This window comes from Caballeronia sp. LZ024, from assembly GCF_031451455.1.
Taxonomy (GTDB): domain Bacteria; phylum Pseudomonadota; class Gammaproteobacteria; order Burkholderiales; family Burkholderiaceae; genus Caballeronia; species Caballeronia telluris.
On the sequence record NZ_JARUXL010000003.1, the window covers coordinates 141763 to 159577 of the forward strand.

Genomic DNA, 17815 nt, shown 5'->3' on the forward strand with positions numbered 1-17815 from the left:
TTTTCCTTAGAGGCTGTCGATGACGGCAACGCGTTGTCCCGCTTTCACGGGCGTTCCGGGTATCACGTGAATATCGCTGACGATGCCCGCGCACGGCGCGCAAACGGAGATCTCCATCTTCATCGATTCGATGACGAACAGCAGATCGCCCGCCGCGACCCGTTCGCCGGACTTCACGCGCACCTGCCAGAGATTACCCGCGATCTCGCTCTCGACGGCGGTCTGGCCGTCTTCGAGCGCGACGGTTTCCGTGTCCACGGCGACCTGCGGCTCGAAGCTGTCCTGTGCCTGTCCGGCCTCGCGCCAGCGCTCGCGTTCCGCCTGAAACGCGGCTCGCTGGCGCGCGCGGAATGCGTCGATGCCGGGCGCTTCGCGTTCGAGAAAGGCTTCGTAGTCGGAGAGAGACAGCTCTGTCTCCTCGATCCTGAGCGGATAGCGTCCGAGCGGAAAGTCCTCGCGGATGCGCAGCAGTTCATCGGCCTTCACTTCGTAAAAGCGTATCTGGTCGAAGAAGCGCAGGAGATACGGGCGGCCCGCGAAGTCGGCGGACGCGCGATAGCGGTTCCACATCTGCAGCGTGCGCCCGACGAACTGATAGCCGCCGGGGCCTTCCATGCCATACACGCAGAGATACGCGCCGCCGATGCCGACCGAGTTCTCCGCCGTCCACGTGCGTGCCGGGTTGTACTTCGTCGTCACGAGCCGATGGCGCGGATCGAGCGGCGTGGCGACAGGCGCGCCGAGATAGACGTCGCCGAGGCCCATCACGAGATAGCTGGCATCGAAGACGATGCGCTTCACATCGTCGATCGAGTAGAGGTCGTTAATGCGGCGGATGAACTCCAGGTTGCTCGGGCACCACGGCGCATCGGGGCGCACGGTGGTCATGTACTTGTCGATGGCGAGGCGGCAGGCCGGATCGTCCCACGAAAGCGGCAGATGTACGATCCGCGAAGGCGCGCGCAAGTCCTTTTGCAGCAGCACGCGCTGCCACGCTTGGCCGACGGTATCGAGCAGTTGCGCGAGCGGCATTCGTTCGGGCTGGTAATGGATCTGCAGCGAACGGATGCCGGGCGTCACGTCGATCACGCCGGGCAGTGCGAGCGCTTCGAGCGACTGCATCAGCGCATGGCCGCGAAAGCGCAGCACGAGATCCAATTCGGCGGGCCCGAGTTCGAGCAGCAGATGCGTATCGCCCGATACGCGCGCGACGAGCCGGTCGTGATTCGCGCCGACGTCGAGCACGATCGGTGAGACGAGCGGACCTGCGGTGTGTGTCGGCGCGGGCTGCGCCGCGAGCGTATCCAGTTCGACGATACGCGCAGCGGCCGCCGCGCGTGCTTCATCGAGCGGGACCGGAACGAAGCGCACTTTGTCGCCGGCCTTCAACTGCCCGATTTGCCAGAGGTCCGCGTCGATGATGGTCACCGGGCACACGAAGCCGCCGAGGCTCGGGCCATCAGGACCGAGAATCACCGGCATATCGCCGGTGAAATCGATCGCGCCGACCGCATACGGATTGTCGTGGATGTTCGACGGATGCAGGCCCGCTTCGCCGCCGTCTTCGCGCGTCCATTCGGGCTTCGGACCGATCAGGCGCACACCGGTGCGGCTCGAATTGAAGTGGATTTCCCATTCGGTATCGAGAAACTGGTCGATGTAGCGCGCGCTGAAGTATTCCGGCGCACCATGCGGCCCGTAGATCACACGAAGCGTGCGCACCGGGTCGAGTGCGGGCGCGAACGGAAGGCGCTCGCCATGGCTTCGGTCTTCGAGCGGATGCAGATGCAACACGTCGCCCGCGCGCAATGCGCGTCCGCCGTGCCCGCCGAACTGGCCGAGCGTGAATGTGCTGCGGCTCCCCAGATACAGCGCGACGTCGAAACCGCCGCGCACGCAAAGGTACGCACGCGCGCCCGCGCCGCGAATCGTGCCGAGCGCGAGCGTCGAACCTGCCGCGACGAATAGCGTGGTGTTCATCGGCTGGTCAACGCCGTCGATCGTCACGTTCAGCGCCGCACCCGTGATCGCGATGACCGCATCCGCGTTAAAGCGCAGCGTCGGGCCGGTCATCGTGATTTCGAGTGCGGACCCGTCGTCGGGGTTGGCGAGCAGCCGGTTGCCGAGGCGCAGCGCGCGGTCGTCCATCGGACCCGACGGCGGAATGCCGACCGCCCAGTAGCCGAGCCGGCCCGGATGATCCTGCACGGTTGTCTGCGTGCCGCCGCTTACGATCTCCACCGTGTTCGCACGGTAGCGCAGCGCTTCGAGACAGCGCGTCCACGGTTCGCCCGAGGCGAACGGCGTGTCGTCGATGATCTGGCGCAAGTACTCGCGGTTGGTTTCGACGCCGTAGATGCGCGTCGCGTTCAGTGCATCGACGAGCGCCTGACGTGCTTCGTCGCGCGTCGGCGAATAGGCGATCAGCTTCGCGAGCATCGGGTCGAAATAGGGCGGCACTTCGCATCCGGCTTCGATCCACGTGTCGATGCGAAGCGCCTGTCCATCGGCTCGCGGGAACATGACCTCGGTCAAGAGCCCGGGACTCGGCTTGAAATCGCGGCCGGGGTCTTCGGCATAGAGGCGGGCCTGGATCGCGTGACCACACGGCTTGAGCGATGCGCGGAGTTCTTCGAGCGGCGCGAGCGTGCAGGCCGCGAGTTCGATCATCCAGCGCACCAGATCGACGCCCCACACCTGCTCGGTGACGCCATGCTCGACCTGAAGCCGCGTGTTCACTTCGAGGAAATGAAATTGCCCGGCGCTGCTGTCGTACACGAATTCGACCGTGCCCGCCGAACGGTAATTCACCGCTTTCGCCAGCCGCAGCGCCGCTTCGCAGAGTGCATCGGTCATGCCTTCGGGCAGCGAAGGCGCGGGCGTTTCTTCGAGCACTTTCTGGTTGCGCCGCTGCACCGAACAGTCGCGCACGCCGAGCGCGAGCGCGTTGCCGAGGCCGTCGCCGAAGACCTGCACTTCGAGATGGCGCGCGCGTTCGATGTACTTCTCGATGAACACGCCCGCATCGCTGAAGTTGTTCTGACCGAGCCGCTTCACCACGTCGAACTGTGCAGCGAGTTCGTCCGCGTTCCAGCACACGCGCATGCCGATTCCACCGCCGCCCGCCGTGCTCTTGAGCATCAAGGGATAGCCGATCCGTGCCGCTGCTGCGAGCGCGCCATCGACATCATCGAGCAGGCCCGTGCCTTCGAGCATCGGCACGCCTTGTTCCGCCGCGATGGCGCGCGCGGTGTGCTTAAGACCGAAGACGCGCAACTGCGCGGGCGTCGGTCCGATGAAGGCGATGCCCGCGGCTTCGCATGCCTCGCCGAATTCCGCGTTTTCCGAGAGAAAGCCGTAACCGGGATGGATCGCCTGCACGTTCTCGCGACGCGCGATATCGAGAATCTTCGCGACGTCGAGATAGGTTGCAGACGCCGCCCCTTCGCCGAGCGAGTGTGCGACGGACGCCTCGCTGACATGACGGCTCGCGAGATCGGCTTCGCTATAGACGGCGACCCCTTGAACGTCGAGCGCGCGCAGGGTGCGGAGGATGCGGCACGCAATTGCGCCGCGATTGGCAATCAGGACTTTCTCGAACATGAGAGGAGGCTGGATGCGTGGGCGGGCCGTCCCGCCACGTGAAAAGATGCTTGCCGGGGTCGTCCCCGGCAGAAGTCTCTAGTGCTTCGCTTTCAGGTCGTCGCGCGCGTAGGTGACGAGGCGACCCGCTCGCACGAGCAGCACCAGGTAAAGCCACGCGCGCAGGCGTGTCAGTCCCATATCAGCAACTCGGCAGGCGTCGGGTTATACGCGTTGCAGGGGTTGTTCAACTGGGGGCAGTTCGAGATCAGCACGATCACATCCATTTCCGCGCGCAACTCCACGTATTTGCCGGGCGCCGAGATGCCGTCTTCGAAGGTCAGGCCGCCTTCGGCGGTCACCGGGACGTTCATGAAGAAGTTGACGTTAGGACTCAGGTCGCGCTTGGAGAGGCGTCCGTCGTGTGCGCACGCACGCAGGAAGTTATCGCGGCAGCTATGCATGTAGCGCTTTTCGGTTGCGTAGCGAACGGTATTGCTTTCCTGCGCGCATGCGCCGCCTAGCGTGTCGTGACGCCCGCAGGTATCGGCGACGATGGTCAGCATCGGATTGCCGAGATTCGAATACAGCACGGTGCCGGTCGTCAGATACAGGCTTTGCTGGCGACGCAGCGTGCGTTGCGGATCGAAACGTTCGCGCGGATCGTCGAGGCTGAAGAAAAGCGTATCGACGGCCTGATTGCCTTCGATGTCGCGAATGCGCAGCGTCTGTCCCGCCTTGAGTTCCCTGATCCACGGTTCGCCTGCGGCAAGCGTTTCGCGGTGGATTGCATCGTCGGCTTTCCGGTCGCTGGCAGTGAGGTAGGTCGTCATGGATGTCGGTCTCCGCTCAAAGATAGAAGCGATCGGTATTGATGAACCCACGCACGTTTTCCTCGCAGGACGTGCGGCAGACTTCAGCGACTTCGCGGTCGGCCATCGCGAGCGTGAGCTTGACGGGCTGCGGTGAATAAGCCGGGTTCGGATCGAGGGGATGCTGGATCGCGGTAAGCACGACGAGCGTGTTCATCGGCGCGTAGAGTTCGACGTAGTCGTCCACTTTCGAGTTGCCGCTCACGAAGCTGAGCGCGCCTTGCTCGTTCACGTCGACGCGGCTGAAGAGATTCAGCGTCATCAGCAGATCGGAGAGACCGAGGTTCCACTTCCCCATCTCGACTAGCAGGTTGTCTGTGCCGTTGCGATAGAACGCGTTGCGCAGTTCCTGATAGCGGCCCGCGCCGAACTTCTCGCGTACTTCGTCCGCGTTCGATACGCCGCCGATACTGTCGTGCCAGCCGCACGTGTCCGCGACGATGGCGGCGAGCACGCGGCCCATGTCGGAGTAGAGGCAGTGGCCGGCGGTCAGCTTCGCGGTGTGTTGGCATTTGAGCGTGTCCGGCAGGTTCAGGCGCTCGCTCTTCTCGGCAGCGTTGAACATCATGACGCTGACGTTCGTGCCCCCGCGCAGGTCGGTGATACGCAGGGACTGTCCGCGCTTGACGACGAGCGACGTGTGTCCGCCGCCGGGAACGGTTTCTTCGAATAGCAATTCCATCTCCGTGATGTCCTTTAAGCGGGTAGCGCTTCGGCGCGCGCGGCGCCTTCGATGGCGGCACGCGCGACGTGGATCGACGAAGCCGCATCGCGGCTGTGATCGAGCGGAATGTTGTAGGTGATGCGCGCGCCATAGGCGCCCGGCGCCTGAGGATCGACACGCACCTTGTCGAACACGAGGACGCGGCTGCCGAGCGTGAAGCCTTCCTTCAGATCGTGCGTGACCATGAAGATCGTCAGGCCCGATTCGCGCCAGAGCTTAAGGAGCAGTTCGTGCATGTCGCGACGAATGCCCGGGTCGAGTGCGCCGAACGGCTCGTCGAGCAGCAGGATGCGCGGCTTCATCATCAGCGCCTGGGCGATCGCGAGGCGTTGCTGCATGCCGCCCGAAAGCTGATGCGGATACTTGTCGAGCGCGGCCGCGAGGCCCACGCGCTCCAGCATCTCGACCGCTTCGTCCTGTGCAGTACGCCGGGCCGCGCCGAAGAGCCGGCCCATGAACTTCGACTGCCGCAGTTCGAGGCCGAGCATGACGTTGCGCACGACGCTCAAATGCTCGAACACCGAGTAACGCTGGAATACCACGCCGCGATGCGCATCCGGCTCGCCTGGCAGCGGTTCGCCGTCGAGGAGGATGTCGCCGCGCGTTGCGCGTTCCTGACCGAGCAGCAAGCGCAAAAACGTGGACTTGCCGCAACCCGAAGCGCCGACCATCGAACAGAATTCGCCTTCGCCGATCTTCAGGTTCAGCCGTTCGAGCACGACCTGATCGCCGTATTCCTTCCACACATTGCGGACTTCGATCATCGCGCGCCTCCGCCGTACCACGGAAAGGCCCACAGCGTGATGCGGCGCAGGCTTTCGTCGATGAGCCAGGCGAGCAGCGTGATCCAAGCGACGTAAGGCAGGATGACGTCCATCGCGAGATAGCGGCGCACGAGGAAGATGCGATAGCCGAGACCGTCGACCGATGCGATCGCTTCGGCCGCGATCAGGAAGAGCCACGCCGAGCACAGCGCAAGCCGCAAGGCGACGAGCAGACGCGGCATCAACTGCGGCACGATCACGCGCAGCATCAGCGTCCAGCTTGTTGCACCGAGTGTTTGCGCCTTGACCCACAGCTCGTTAGGAATCTCGCGGGCGCGCTGCTGGAGATCGCGGATCATCATCGGCGTGATGCCGATCACGATCAGCACGACCTTCGACAGTTCGTCGAGACCGAACACGATGAAGAGAATCGGCAGCACCGCGAGCGGCGGGATCATCGAGATCACGGTGATGAACGGCGAGAGCGTCGCGGTGACGAGCGGGATGCTGCCCGTCACGATGCCCGCGACAAGCGCGATCGTCGCGCTCACTACGAGCCCGATGCCAAGGCGTTTGAGGCTCGCCGCCGTGTCGGCCCACAGCAGATATTGACCCGTGCGCTTGTCTTCGGTGAATGCGAACTGATGGATCGCGTCGCTCATTTGCGTGGCGCTGGGCAGCACCTTGTCGTCAGGATTTTCTTTCAGACGCAGCGACGAACTGGTGAAGTACACCGCCAGCAGCACGATGAACGGCATCAGAAGCAGCATCATCGCGCCGCTTCTGCTCGGGTGTCGGTTGATGAGTCGCATCGCGCGGCCTCCTTCTGGTCTCGTGGACTTCAGAGCTTGCCTTCGGCGGCCAGACGCACGTAGGTCGGATCGAAGCGCAGCTTGACGTTGCTCTTGCTGCCGACCACGACGCCGTTGTCGAACGCCATCCCGATCGCGTCCGCACTCGGCGCGCCTTGCCCGAGCAGACCGTGATCGAAGGAGAACTTGGCGACGCGCGTCATCGTGCGCGGCAGGTCGGCACTCGTCGCGAAGTCGAGCGCGGCCTTCGGCGTGTAGAAGAGCGCGGTGGTGGAAAGCTGGCCCTTGAAGCCCGCGAGATCGGTGCCCGATGCCTTTGCCATCGCGTCCATTGCAGCGTTGCTGTCGGCGCTCGTCGCGTGCATCAGCGTCATCATCTCGAACCAGGCGCCCGTCAATGCCTTGCCGAGCGCGGGGTTCTCCTGCAGCGTCTTCGTATTGACGACCATCATGTCCATGATTTCGCCGGGGATCTTGCTCGAATCGAAGACTTCGGTGACGTTCGGCCTAGCCTTTAGATCGGCGAGCATCGGGTTCCAGGTGACGGCCTGCTTGACCGCCGGCGTGGCGAAGGCTGCGGAGATGTCGGCATCGGACGTATTGACGACTTTCAAATCGCGCTCGCTCATGCCGGCGGATTCGAGCGCGCGGGCGAGCAGGTAATGCGACACGGAGAACTGCACGAGGTTGATCTGCTGGCCGTTGAGGTCGGCGACCTTCTTGCCTTTGCCCTTGACGAGAACGCCGTCGTTGCCGTTCGAGTAATCGCTCACGATGAGCGCGGTCGTATCGACGCCGCCCGCCGCCGGGATCGTCAGCGCGTCCATGTTGGTCATGGCGCAGCCGTCGAACTTGCCGGCCGTGTACTGGTTGATCGATTCGATGTAGTCGTTGAGCTGCACGACATCCACGTTGATGCCGTACTTCTTCGCCCACTTGCTGACGATGCCCTGGGTCTTCGCTTCGCCCCACGGCATCCAGCCCGCATAGATGGTCCAGCAGACCTTGAAGTCCTGGCGGCCCGCAGCGAACGACGAAGAGGAGGACGCAAACGCGGCGAGGGAGAGGGCGGCGATGCCAAGGAGACGGGATAGCTTGCGCATGAGGTTGACCTCGAAGGGGCGGTTATCGGCGGCAGGAGCGGCGCGACTCTCGATCGCGTTCTCTCCCGGGCTTTTATCCCGCCGTGTAACCTCGCGCAGTGCCTTTGAGGTCGACAACTCTCGGACCAGCATCGTTGGGCGTGTTGCCCGCGGACCGGAACCCTAGTCGTCCATTTGCAGATTGTCCTTGCTAAACCGGATGATGCGCCGGCTCCGTGCAGGGCTTTCTATAGCGATAAGCGTGCCATCGCGCTAACGCCTTGTAGTTGCGTCGACCAGGCGTTCGCCATGCACGCCGATGAGGCGCATTGTTCCGGGCGCCGCGCAATCGCGCACGAATGCGGTGCAGGCGCGAGCGCTTTAGGGTCGTCGTCGTGACGGCTTAAGCGCCGTACAGTCCGACGACGACCGTCGGTCAGACCTGATTGCTTGCGTCTTTTGCTTCCTGTTGATCGTGCGCGACCGATTCGAGCGCGCCCGCGCCCTCGAAGCCCGCGATCGCCGCGATACCCTTCGTCAGCAGCGACGCATTGGGATCGAGTTTCTCCGCTGCCTCGACGGCGGCCACGGCTCCGGCAATCTTGCCCACTTCGTCCAGAATTCCCATTGTCCTTTCCTCGTCCTTTAAAAGCTGACCGGTTGGCTGGTTCAGTGCGCCTTGTGGCAGACGTGATGCATGTGCTTCCAGTGACACTCCTTATGCTGGCCTGCCTGGGCGAGGCCGGGCGTGAGCGTGGCAATCGTCAGTGCGGCCATCAGGCATGCGGACAGCAGGGCTTTCGTCTTGATCATGATGTTGCTCCAGTGAGTGCTCGCCTCTGCCGCGCCGAAGGTGCGGCATGATCGCGAGTCAGTGGAGTAACGGGCCTGCCATCGTCACGTTGACCGCTACGAGGCGGATATGACAATTCACATCATCCTTGCAGACGGCCGACAAAACGAGGGAGGCCGGAGACGAACGCTCAGTCCGTGCTCCGTCTGCTGCCGTTCTCGGTCAACTGCTCGTAGACGTCATGCGAGACGTCGAGCAGCACCTTGCGGTCGATCGCGCCCGAGACCGCGTAGCCGAAGTCGCCGTCGACCCAGTAGAACACCTTGACCGAGCCGTCCTCATAGAGCTTGAACGCGGTGACGTCGCTCTTGGGCTTGCGATGCGAGACGTTGAGCGTGATGCGCTCGCCGTTGGCATCGTGATACATGAACTGCGCGACTGGGCCGTCCTCGCCGGGTAAAAGGCGCCCGCCCATCAGGTTGAAGCCGACGCGCGTGAGGATCGGCGCGTGCACGTCGGTACCGAGGCGGCTCGACAGCCACTTGACGAGTTCCTGCTCCTGATCCGCGCCGACCTCGACGGGACGCGTGACCATCGGCGCATAGGTGACATACGCGATCGCCGACTGGCGCGCGAACGATTCCTCCTTGCTTGCGCTTACGCGCCGCGCAGGCGAATCGCCGGTCGCCGACATCAGCATCTCGCGCGCGGGCTGGCTCGTCATTCCTCCCACGCCGATCCCGATACCGACGACGAGCGCCGCCGCGAGTCCGGCGAACTGCGGCCAGTTCGCGGCGGCGAACCAGCGCTTGCGAGCGACTTCGGCAACCGGCGCCGCAGGTTCGCGCGGCAGGAGACGCTGCGGCACGGGCTCACTCAGCACGCGGTCGTAGCGTTCGTGCAGCAGGTTGCCGAGCGTGAAGTAATCGCTGACGCGTCGCGCGAGCGCATCGTCCGTTTCGAGCAGGCGTTCCACTTCCGCACGCCGATGCTCGGCGAGCGCGCCGTCCACGTAGGCGTGGATATCCTCTTCGCTGATCGGTCCGTGTTGTTCGTTCATCGCACCACCTTCAGTTTTGCGCCCGTCTGCGTGCCTGCCATCAGCGCGCGCAACCGTTCGCGTCCGCGCGAAAGACGCGACATGACCGTGCCCAACGGAATGTCGAGCGCGAGCGCGACTTCCGCATAGCTGAGTTCTTCCAGCCCGACGAGCAGCACGACCTGCCGCTGCTCGACCGGCAAGCGTTGCAACGCATAGTCGAGATCGCGCACTTCGAGCGGCTGCGACTGCGTGTCCGCGACCGCGAATTGGCTTTCAGGCAACGTGTCGTCGTCGACGGAGACGTGCACCGCCCGCGCGCCCGCGCGGCTCGCCTGATTCGCGAACACGTTATGCATGATGGTGAAGAGCCAGGCGCGCAGGTCGGTGCCGGACTGGAACTTGTCCGTGTGACGCAGCGCGCGTTCGAGCGTGTCCTGCACGAGATCGTCGGCAAGATCGCGGTTGCGGATCAGCGCGCGCGCATAGCGTCGCAATCGCGGCACGTGATCCATCAGCTGGTCTCGGACACTCATCTGCTTTCCTTGTTCGACACCGGGGTTCAGTTCTTCGTCAGGAGATCGGCCGCGCGCATCAGCCCGCGCGTGCCCGCGTTGCCGCCGAGGATCATGCGAACACCCTCGGCGGAGGTCCATTCGAACAGTCGCGCGCCGCCGATTCTACGCGCCCGCCAGGGCGGCGCGGAGGCGCCCGGCGCGCCGCGCGCGGTGACGACAACGAGCGGTTCCTGCTGCGCGTTGCGGTACACGTAGGCATCGGCGGTGGCGAAAGCGCCGACGATGACCATGCGCACGCCGACCGCCCGAAAGCCCGCCGACGACAGATCGGGCGCATTCGCGGACGCGGCATGCATGGGCGCGGGCGCGAGGGCGACGATCGCGGCGCGTTCGAGCGCGGCGTCCGGCACGCGCACCGTGACGAAGACCGCCGCTGCAATCAGCGCGAGGCACGCAAGCACGGTCATCGCGAGCCGGACGCGGTAGCGCTGCGTCGTGCGCAATGGCGGCGCGCTTTCGCCGACGTCGCGAAAGACCGACTGCATTTGCGCGTTGAGCCGCGCATAGAACGCGACCCGGCGCGCTTCGTCGGGCCGCCGCGACAGATACGCATGCACGCGGGCAGCGCGCTCGGGCGCGAGCAGGCCATCGGCGAATGCCTGCATGTCGGTTTCCGACAACTGCATGGGGCAAGGCGGATTCACGATGGGCGCGTCCACGGTCGTTGGCGAAGAGGGTGGTCTATAAGGTGCAAACCGCGCATGCGCACCCTTTATTCCACACGGTAAAAAATTATTGGCCGGAATAGGGCGAGCGCGCGTCCGCATGCGCATCGCGTGCGCCCGATGCAAAGCTGCCTTGTGCCGCCGCGCCATACGCGCTGCTATTGGGCGTGTTTGCCGCCGCGACGCGCGCTTCGGCGGCCTGCAGTTGGTCCGGATAATGAGCGTCCTCTCCGCCGGGCGAATATCCGGCTGCTTCGAGCCGGGCGAGTTCCGCCCTGACCTGTGCGCGGGTGACGGGTGCATTCGATTGTGCAAACACGGAAGGCGTGACGAGGATGGAAGCACATGCCAGCGTGGCGATGAGAAGCTTGTTCATGACGGGACTCCCGATAAAAAAGAAAAAAGGCAAATCGGCGCCCGGACGCACTCGGCCGGGCCGCGCGATTTCGATGACCGACGCGGCACTCAGGAGCCCGCGTAGATGTTGCAGAAGCTGACCGGGCCGACGCACGTGCCCGTCGCACGGGCGGCGCTCGATGCCGAGCCTGTCATGGCGCCGCCGTATGCATTGGCGTCCGCATCGACATTGCCGCTTGGGCGTTGCGCGACCCGGTTTTGATAAACGGGACTGACATCCGGATACGACGCATCGGTGACGAGCCGCGAGCCGCTCTGCTCGGCGGCGACGAGTTGCGCGCGGACCTCGGCACGGCTGAGTCCTTCTGCAAAGGCCCCCGACGAAACCAGCAGCGTGGCGGACAAGGCAAGGCAAGCAAAGGTCTTCATGTTCGACTCCTCGAAATTAACGGGTTGGTACCTGGGATAACCCGCGCCGTCTATGCTCTATTCCCGAATCGCCAATAAAAAAGCGCGCGGCAATAAATATTCGGTGCAACGGAATAAAGCGCGCTGTGATCGTGTTCGCGTGCTGGCATACCCCAACAATCGATGGAGTTCGACTTGAGTAAGCTCATTGCAATCCGCAGTGCTGTCGAGGAACCCGCGGCATGAGACAGCGTTCATTTTCCCTGGCGGAGGTGCTGCGTCATCCCGTCCGACATCGTGGCGAGATCGCCAAGCTCGCGGCGATCGGTGTCGTCGTGCTCGCGACGGGCGGCGCGTTCGCCTATGTCGCGGGCGCGCTCACGCCGCAGCGCCTGACGTCCGCCCGTGTCATCGATACCTTCGAAACCAATGGCGGTGTCCATGCGGGCTATCGGCGCAATCACGCGAAGGGCGTCTGCTTCGCGGGCTACTTCGAGGGCAACGGCAACGCGTCGCGCATCTCCCGCGCGCACGTGTTCGACCGCGTGCGCACGCCGGTGACGGGACGCTTCGCGATCCCCGGCACGAACCCGGCGGCCGCCGATGCAAGCGCGCCCGTGCGAAGCATGGCCTTGCAATTCAGGTCCGCGAATGGCGAACAATGGCGCACGGCGATGAACAACACGCCGGTGTTCATCGTGAACAATGCGAAGAGTTTCTACGAGCAACTCGTCGCATCGCGTCCCGATCCGGCGACCGGCAAGCCCGATCCGGCGAAGCTCGCCGCGTTCTTCGCCGCGCATCCGGAGACGCAGCCGTTCCGGCGCTGGGTCGCGGCGCATGCGCCATCGACGAGCTTTGCCAACGCCGCGTATTACGGCATCGATGCGTTCCGCGCGATCGATGCGTCGGGTGGAACGCACGATGTTCGCTGGTCCGTCGTACCCGAGTCCGACTACTTGCCGGTCGAGAAGCAGCAGACGGCCCAACACGACTTCCTCGACGACGAATTGAAGGGCCGTCTTCAGAACGGACCGTTGCGCTGGCATCTCCTTGTGACCGTGGCGCAACCCGGCGACGTCACGAACGACGCCACCGTCGCATGGCCGGCCGATCGCGAGCGCATCGACGCCGGCACGCTCGTGGTCGAACGCGAGAGCGCGCAAAGCGATGGCGACTGCCGCGACATCAACTTCGATCCGACCGTTCTTCCCGATGGCCTGAAGATCTCAGACGACCCGCTTCTGACCGCGCGTTCTTCGGCATATTCGGTTTCCTTCAACCGGCGCACGCACGAAGAGGCGCACGCAGCCTCGCGAGGTAACGAATGACTTCCGCTACGACCCGCTTTAGCCCCATCGCACGTTTGATGCACTGGCTCATGGCGCCGCTCGTGATCGCGATGCTGTTCATCGGCATCGGCATGGTGTCGACGCTCTCGTGGTGGCACGAGACGCTGCTCACGATCCATCGTCCGCTCGGCATCGCGATACTCGTGCTGGTGGCCGTGCGCCTCGTCGTGAGAATCACGCAAGGCACGCCCGCGCTTCCCGACGACATGCCCCACTGGCAGCAACGGCTCGCGCATCTTTCGCACTGGCTGTTCTATGCGTTGCTGTTCGCGATGCCGCTCGTCGGCTGGGCGATGCTGTCCGCGGCGGGATATCCGGTGCAGCTTGCGGGTTCGGTGCACTTGCCGCCGATCCTGCCGCAAAGCGTGCGTGCCTATGCGTTTCTGCGTTCCGCGCACACGGTTCTCGCGCTGCTGCTCTTCGCGACCTTCCTCATGCATCTGGCGGCGGCATTGTTTCATGGGCTCGTGCGTCGCGATGGCGTGTTGTCGAGCATGGCGGGCGGCGGAGGTGACGGCGCTTAGGGCTTGAAAAGCAGGTGCCGTGCGTCGTCGGCACGCGTATTGCTGCCCGATCTGACCGACCACAGCCGTTCGACGGCAAGGAGGGCACTCGCCATGAAACTCTACTATTCGCCCGGAGCCTGCAGTCTCGCGGATCACATCGCGCTGCACGAAGCCGGTATGTCGTTTGATCGCGTGCGCGTCGACCTGAAGACGAAACTGACGGAGACGGGCCAGAAGTTCGACGAGATCAACCCGAAGAGCTACGTGCCATCGCTCGAAATGGACGACGGCCGCGTGCTGACCGAGAACATCGCCATCCTGTCGTGGGTCGCGCAGAAAAAACCCGCGCTCGCGCCTTCGGGGGAATCGGGCGCGCTGCAACTGCTCGAAATGCTGGCGTTCATCTCGACCGAGATCCACAAGCAGTTCGGCCGCGTATTCAAGCCATCATCCGATGCCGAAGCCGCCGCCGCGCGCGAGAAGATCGGGCAGCGCTTCAACCTGATCGCATCGATGATGAAAGGCGACTACCTGTTCGGTAGCGAGGCGAGCGTCGCCGATGCGTATCTCTTCACGATGCTGCTCTGGGCAGGCAAGGTCGGCATCGACGTGCCGGAGCGCCTCGCGGCGTTTTCCGAACGCATGCGCGCGCGGCCGGCCGTGAAGCTCGCGTTGCAGCACGAAGGAATCGAATGACGTGCCGAACCGCTCGCGCGCCGGGTCAGTCGCGATCCGGTGCGCCGAGCGGAAAGAATCCGCGATACGGACGCGCATCGTCCACCACCCGCGCGAACGAAGGCCGCGCGAGCAGGCGCTCGCGATACGCGCGCACGTTCGCGAACTCGCTCGGTATCGGATGCGTCCAGTCCGCATAGAAGAGCGACGGCGCAGCGGCGCAATCGGCCATGCTGAACGCGCGGCCGGCCGCCCATTCGCGGTCCTCCATCGTGTTGTCTAGCCAGCGGTAGGCCGTAGTGAGCATCGCGCGCGCGTCGTCGACGCCCGCTTGGTCGCGCTGCTCCGGCGCGCGCATGGCATCAAACACGATCTTCTGCATCGGCGTCATGATGTAGTTGTCGAAGAACCGGTCCATCAGGCGCACGTCGAGCGCGGCGCGCGGGTCGTCGGGAAGGAGGCGCACCGGCCCGGGATGATTCAGCGCCAGATATTCGATGATGATGCTCGACTCCAGCACCGTGCGCCCCGCGTCGACGAGGACGGGAAAGCGCTTGAGCGGCCACAGCGCGGCATGCTCGGCGCGGGTCTGTTCGTCGTCGGGCGAGAGCAAGCGATACTCGAATGGCGTGTCGTTTTCCCTGAGCGCGATGAGGACCTTCTGGCAGTACGACGAAAAGGGGTGAGCGAAGAGTTGCATGGAAGCTCCTTGGTCGGATTGGCCGGCCGGCGCGGACGATGCGCGGCGCCTGCCTCTCACACGTCGTTTGAGGCGCGCCGGAATCGACAGGGCAGCGCGAAAAAACTGCAAATGTCGCCGGCGACCGGTCGAGGCCGCCTATTCCCGCGAGTGCCGCGACGCAAGTTCCTGCAAGTCGAGGTCGCGTTCGAGCGCGGTGAGCACTTCATCGTGGATCAGTCCGGCGCGATGCATGCACAGCAACTCATAGCGGCCCGCCTTGATCGCGGCGAGCACCACGTCGTAGTGGGCGCTGCGTTCCTTCGACGGGTATGCGCTCGCATGCTCGTACTGCTGCGTCAGTTTCGCGCGGTACGTGTACTGCTCCAGAAGCCGCGGATGAATCACCTTGCCGTCGGCATCGTGGACGAGCGGCTGGATGGCCGCGAGCTGCGCCGCTTCGAGCCGCGCCCACGCCTGCGTTTCGGTCAGGTGGTGCGACGCCTCGTTCAGTTCGGGGGGCTTCACCCAGCGGATCAGCGGACCGATCGTCGTGCCCTGCAGCAGCACGGTGACGAGGATCACCACGAAGGCGGAGAAGAGGATGAGATCGCGGCCGGGCATCGCTTCGGGCAGGGACAGCGCGATCGCGAGCGTCACCACGCCGCGCATGCCGGCCCAGCTGACGATCGTCGCGGAACGCCAGTCGGGCGACGCGTTCCTGCGTCCTGTCAGCCGGCGGAACACGGACTTGATCGCTTCGGCGGAAAAGGCCCACGCGAAGCGCGACAGCACGACCGCCGCGACCACCGCGATCACGGCGGGCGCCAGCACCGCGAAGGCATTGCCGCCGCCGCCGAGCCGGATCACGACGCTGCGCAGCGACAAGCCGATCAACACGAAGACGAGGGCCTCCAGCACGAACACGACCACTTGCCAGAACGCGGTGCCGCGCGTGCGCACGGCGGCGGTGAACACTTCGTGCTGGTGCCAGCCCAGCACCATGCCCGTGGTCACCGTGGCGATGACGCCGGACACTTCCAGCATGTCCCCGGCGATGTAGCTGATCCACGCCGAAATCACGGACAGCGTGATCGCGAGGTAGTCGTCTTCGAGCAGCCGCAAGAGCCGCACGATCACGAAGCCCACCACGAGCCCGACCGCGACGCCGCCGATCGCGAGCGTCGTGAAGCTCATGAGCGCGTGCGGCGCGCTGAACGCGCCGGTCAGCGCCGCCGCGACGGCGAAGCGGAACAGCACGAGGCCGGCGGCATCGTTCAAGAGGCTTTCGCCTTCGAGCAGCACCATCAGACGGCGCGGCAGCGCGACGCGTTCGAGCACCGCCTTCGCCGCGACGGCGTCGGGCGGCGAAACCACCGCGCCGAGCGCGAAGCACGCGGCCCACGGCAACGCCGGCGCGACCAGATGCACGACCACGCCGACGACGAACGTCGTGAACGCGACCGCGCCGATCGCGAGCAGCAGGATGCCGGACAGATGCCGCTTGAAGTCGGCCCAGACGAAGAAGTACGCGCCGTCCATCAGGAGCGGCGGGAGAAAGAGGATCAGCACGAGGTCGGGATCGAGATCGACGGGCGGAAGGCCCGGCGCAAACGCCATCGCCGCGCCGCCGACGAGCAGAGCCGCGGCGGGCGGCAACCGCAGGCGCTTCGCCACCAGTTCGAGCGCGATGATGGCGATGAGCGAAATCAGCACGAGCTTGAATGCCGATACGGCGGACATGAGTGGCCTCCTGGTGAATGGACAAGCGAAGTATCCACCAAGGCGGGCGCGCGCCACAATTCCATGTGGCGCGGTGAGAGAGTCTTTACGGACGCGGGCGAACGCGCGTCGAGGGTTCTTCGGTCACTGCTTCGCGCAAGCGGAGGCGCGTCGCGGGCCGACGAGCGGAATGCGCTTGACGACGCCCGTCGCGAGCGCGGTGCCGACGAGGATGATCGCGCAGGCCCGGATCATGCCCGCCGAAACATGCTCGGACAGGAAGATCGCGCCCCAGAGGATGCCGAAGATCGGAATCACGAAGGTGACGGTGATCGCCCGCGCCGGACCGACCACCGCGATCAGCCGGTAGAACAGCATGTACGCGATGCCGGTACACGCCACGCCGAGTGCGGCCACCGCGCCCCACGATCGAACCGACACGGCCGCCGCCGGCCACCAGTAGACCGCGAAGGGCAGGAGCAATAGCGTCGCGCAGAGCATCGTGCCGGCGGCGACCGTCAGCGAATCGACGCCCATCAGGTGCTTCTTCGTGTAGCTCGCGGCGACGCCGTAGAGGAGCGCCGCACCGAGCGCGGCGGCCGTGGCGAGGGCGGTCGTCGCGGGAGAGACGGCTACGTTTCCCGCGCCGTGCGGCGTCGCGATCTGGTCCCACACGAGCGCGAGCACGCCCGCGAAGCCGATCACGAGCCCCGCGATGCGCAGGCCGCTCAGGCGGTCCTTCAGCCACAGGTACGCGACGACTGCGCCCCACAGCGGTGTCGTCGCGTTCATGACCGACGTCACGCCGGCGGAGAGCGTCAGTTCCGCATACGCGAAGAGGCAGAACGGCGCGGCCGAATTGAGAAAGCCGACGACGAAGAGCGGCCACGCCCGCGAGCGGATCGTGCGCCACGCGTCGGGCGCCTTGCCGCGCAAGGCGAGCATGATCACCAGAAAGAGCGCGCCGATGCCGACGCGCAGCGCCATCAGCGGCGCGACGCCCAAGTCGTTCACGCCGACCCGGATGAAGAGAAACGACCCGCCCCACAGGGCGGCGAGGACGAGCAACTGCGCGATGTTGAGCGGATTCATTTTTATGCCTGCACGTGGAGTCGGATTGCGAAGCCATCGTACAGCCGCCTCGGCGCGAAAAGGTTCACGCTGGAATGAAACGACAAGATCCGGGAGCTTCGACCGATGCCTGC

General features: G+C 64.9%; 19 protein-coding genes and 1 riboswitch. Of the genes, 3 read left to right on the plus strand and 16 right to left on the minus strand.

All coding sequences use genetic code 11. The features are described 5' to 3' along the window. Positions 1 to 6: 6 nt before the first annotated feature. The 13 genes from uca to QCE48_RS18590 all read right to left on the minus strand — a co-directional run bounded on the left by uca (position 7) and on the right by QCE48_RS18590 (position 11697). Entirely contained in the window at positions 7 to 3603 is a 3597-nt protein-coding gene (gene uca / locus QCE48_RS18530; protein WP_309784337.1) for an urea carboxylase, read from the minus strand. Positions 3604 to 3773: 170 nt separating this feature from the next. Next, a complete protein-coding gene (locus QCE48_RS18535; protein WP_309784338.1) occupies positions 3774 to 4415 on the minus strand; it encodes an urea amidolyase associated protein UAAP2 in 642 nt (213 codons plus the stop codon). Between the two features lie 16 nt (positions 4416 to 4431). Next, positions 4432 to 5136, minus strand: coding sequence for an urea amidolyase associated protein UAAP1 (locus QCE48_RS18540; protein ID WP_309784339.1), 705 nt, complete (start codon positions 5134 to 5136; stop codon positions 4432 to 4434). A 14-nt stretch (positions 5137 to 5150) separates the two neighbouring features. Further along, positions 5151 to 5942, minus strand: coding sequence for an ABC transporter ATP-binding protein (locus QCE48_RS18545; protein ID WP_309784340.1), 792 nt, complete (start codon positions 5940 to 5942; stop codon positions 5151 to 5153). Beyond that, positions 5939 to 6754, minus strand: coding sequence for an ABC transporter permease subunit (locus QCE48_RS18550; RefSeq protein WP_309784341.1), 816 nt, complete (start codon positions 6752 to 6754; stop codon positions 5939 to 5941). Before QCE48_RS18550 ends, QCE48_RS18545 begins: the two co-directional genes overlap by 4 nt. Positions 6755 to 6783: 29 nt before the next feature. Beyond that, positions 6784 to 7857 (minus strand): putative urea ABC transporter substrate-binding protein, encoded by a 1074-nt coding sequence (locus tag QCE48_RS18555; protein ID WP_309784342.1) that lies wholly within the window; start codon positions 7855 to 7857, stop codon positions 6784 to 6786. 60 nt (positions 7858 to 7917) lie between these two features. Continuing rightward, positions 7918 to 8034: riboswitch (guanidine-I (ykkC/yxkD leader) on the minus strand. A 238-nt stretch (positions 8035 to 8272) separates the two neighbouring features. Beyond that, the gene (locus tag QCE48_RS18560) at positions 8273 to 8464 is read right to left on the minus strand and encodes a hypothetical protein (protein WP_309784344.1); all 192 of its coding nucleotides are present in this window, start codon (positions 8462 to 8464) and stop codon (positions 8273 to 8275) included. Positions 8465 to 8505: 41 nt separating this feature from the next. Continuing rightward, entirely contained in the window at positions 8506 to 8649 is a 144-nt protein-coding gene (locus QCE48_RS18565; RefSeq protein WP_309784345.1) for a hypothetical protein, read from the minus strand. 170 nt (positions 8650 to 8819) lie between these two features. Next, positions 8820 to 9689 carry an anti-sigma factor gene (locus QCE48_RS18570; RefSeq protein WP_309784346.1) on the minus strand — a complete coding sequence of 290 codons (870 nt, stop codon included), beginning with the start codon at positions 9687 to 9689 and terminating at the stop codon, positions 8820 to 8822. Beyond that, positions 9686 to 10204, minus strand: coding sequence for an RNA polymerase sigma factor (locus tag QCE48_RS18575; RefSeq protein WP_309784347.1), 519 nt, complete (start codon positions 10202 to 10204; stop codon positions 9686 to 9688). Before QCE48_RS18575 ends, QCE48_RS18570 begins: the two co-directional genes overlap by 4 nt. Before the next feature lie 26 nt (positions 10205 to 10230). Then, the gene (locus QCE48_RS18580) at positions 10231 to 10905 is read right to left on the minus strand and encodes a hypothetical protein (RefSeq protein WP_309784349.1); all 675 of its coding nucleotides are present in this window, start codon (positions 10903 to 10905) and stop codon (positions 10231 to 10233) included. Between the two features lie 73 nt (positions 10906 to 10978). Continuing rightward, entirely contained in the window at positions 10979 to 11287 is a 309-nt protein-coding gene (locus tag QCE48_RS18585; protein ID WP_309784350.1) for a DUF4148 domain-containing protein, read from the minus strand. Positions 11288 to 11376: 89 nt separating this feature from the next. After that, positions 11377 to 11697, minus strand: coding sequence for a DUF4148 domain-containing protein (locus QCE48_RS18590; RefSeq protein WP_309784351.1), 321 nt, complete (start codon positions 11695 to 11697; stop codon positions 11377 to 11379). A 254-nt stretch (positions 11698 to 11951) separates the two neighbouring features. Between QCE48_RS18590 and QCE48_RS18595 the strand changes: the two genes are divergently transcribed. The 3 genes from QCE48_RS18595 (at position 11952) to QCE48_RS18605 (ending at position 14230) form a co-directional block, all read left to right on the plus strand. After that, positions 11952 to 13007: a catalase family peroxidase gene (locus tag QCE48_RS18595; RefSeq protein WP_404982623.1), complete on the plus strand. Its 1056-nt coding sequence runs from the start codon at positions 11952 to 11954 to the stop codon at positions 13005 to 13007. Continuing rightward, positions 13004 to 13552 (plus strand): cytochrome b/b6 domain-containing protein, encoded by a 549-nt coding sequence (locus QCE48_RS18600; RefSeq protein WP_309784354.1) that lies wholly within the window; start codon positions 13004 to 13006, stop codon positions 13550 to 13552. Before QCE48_RS18595 ends, QCE48_RS18600 begins: the two co-directional genes overlap by 4 nt. Positions 13553 to 13645: 93 nt before the next feature. Next, positions 13646 to 14230 carry a glutathione binding-like protein gene (locus QCE48_RS18605; protein ID WP_309784355.1) on the plus strand — a complete coding sequence of 195 codons (585 nt, stop codon included), beginning with the start codon at positions 13646 to 13648 and terminating at the stop codon, positions 14228 to 14230. A 25-nt stretch (positions 14231 to 14255) separates the two neighbouring features. On the opposite strand, the gene QCE48_RS18610 is transcribed toward QCE48_RS18605, so the two are convergent. From QCE48_RS18610 to QCE48_RS18620, 3 genes are all read right to left on the minus strand, one after another. Next, a complete protein-coding gene (locus QCE48_RS18610) occupies positions 14256 to 14909 on the minus strand; it encodes a glutathione S-transferase family protein (RefSeq protein WP_309784356.1) in 654 nt (217 codons plus the stop codon). Positions 14910 to 15047: 138 nt separating this feature from the next. Next, positions 15048 to 16631 (minus strand): Na+/H+ antiporter, encoded by a 1584-nt coding sequence (locus QCE48_RS18615; protein ID WP_309784357.1) that lies wholly within the window; start codon positions 16629 to 16631, stop codon positions 15048 to 15050. 123 nt (positions 16632 to 16754) lie between these two features. Further along, on the minus strand, positions 16755 to 17702 hold the full coding sequence (locus QCE48_RS18620; protein ID WP_309784358.1) for a DMT family transporter: 948 nt from the start codon (positions 17700 to 17702) through the stop codon (positions 16755 to 16757). Positions 17703 to 17815 lie beyond the last annotated feature (113 nt).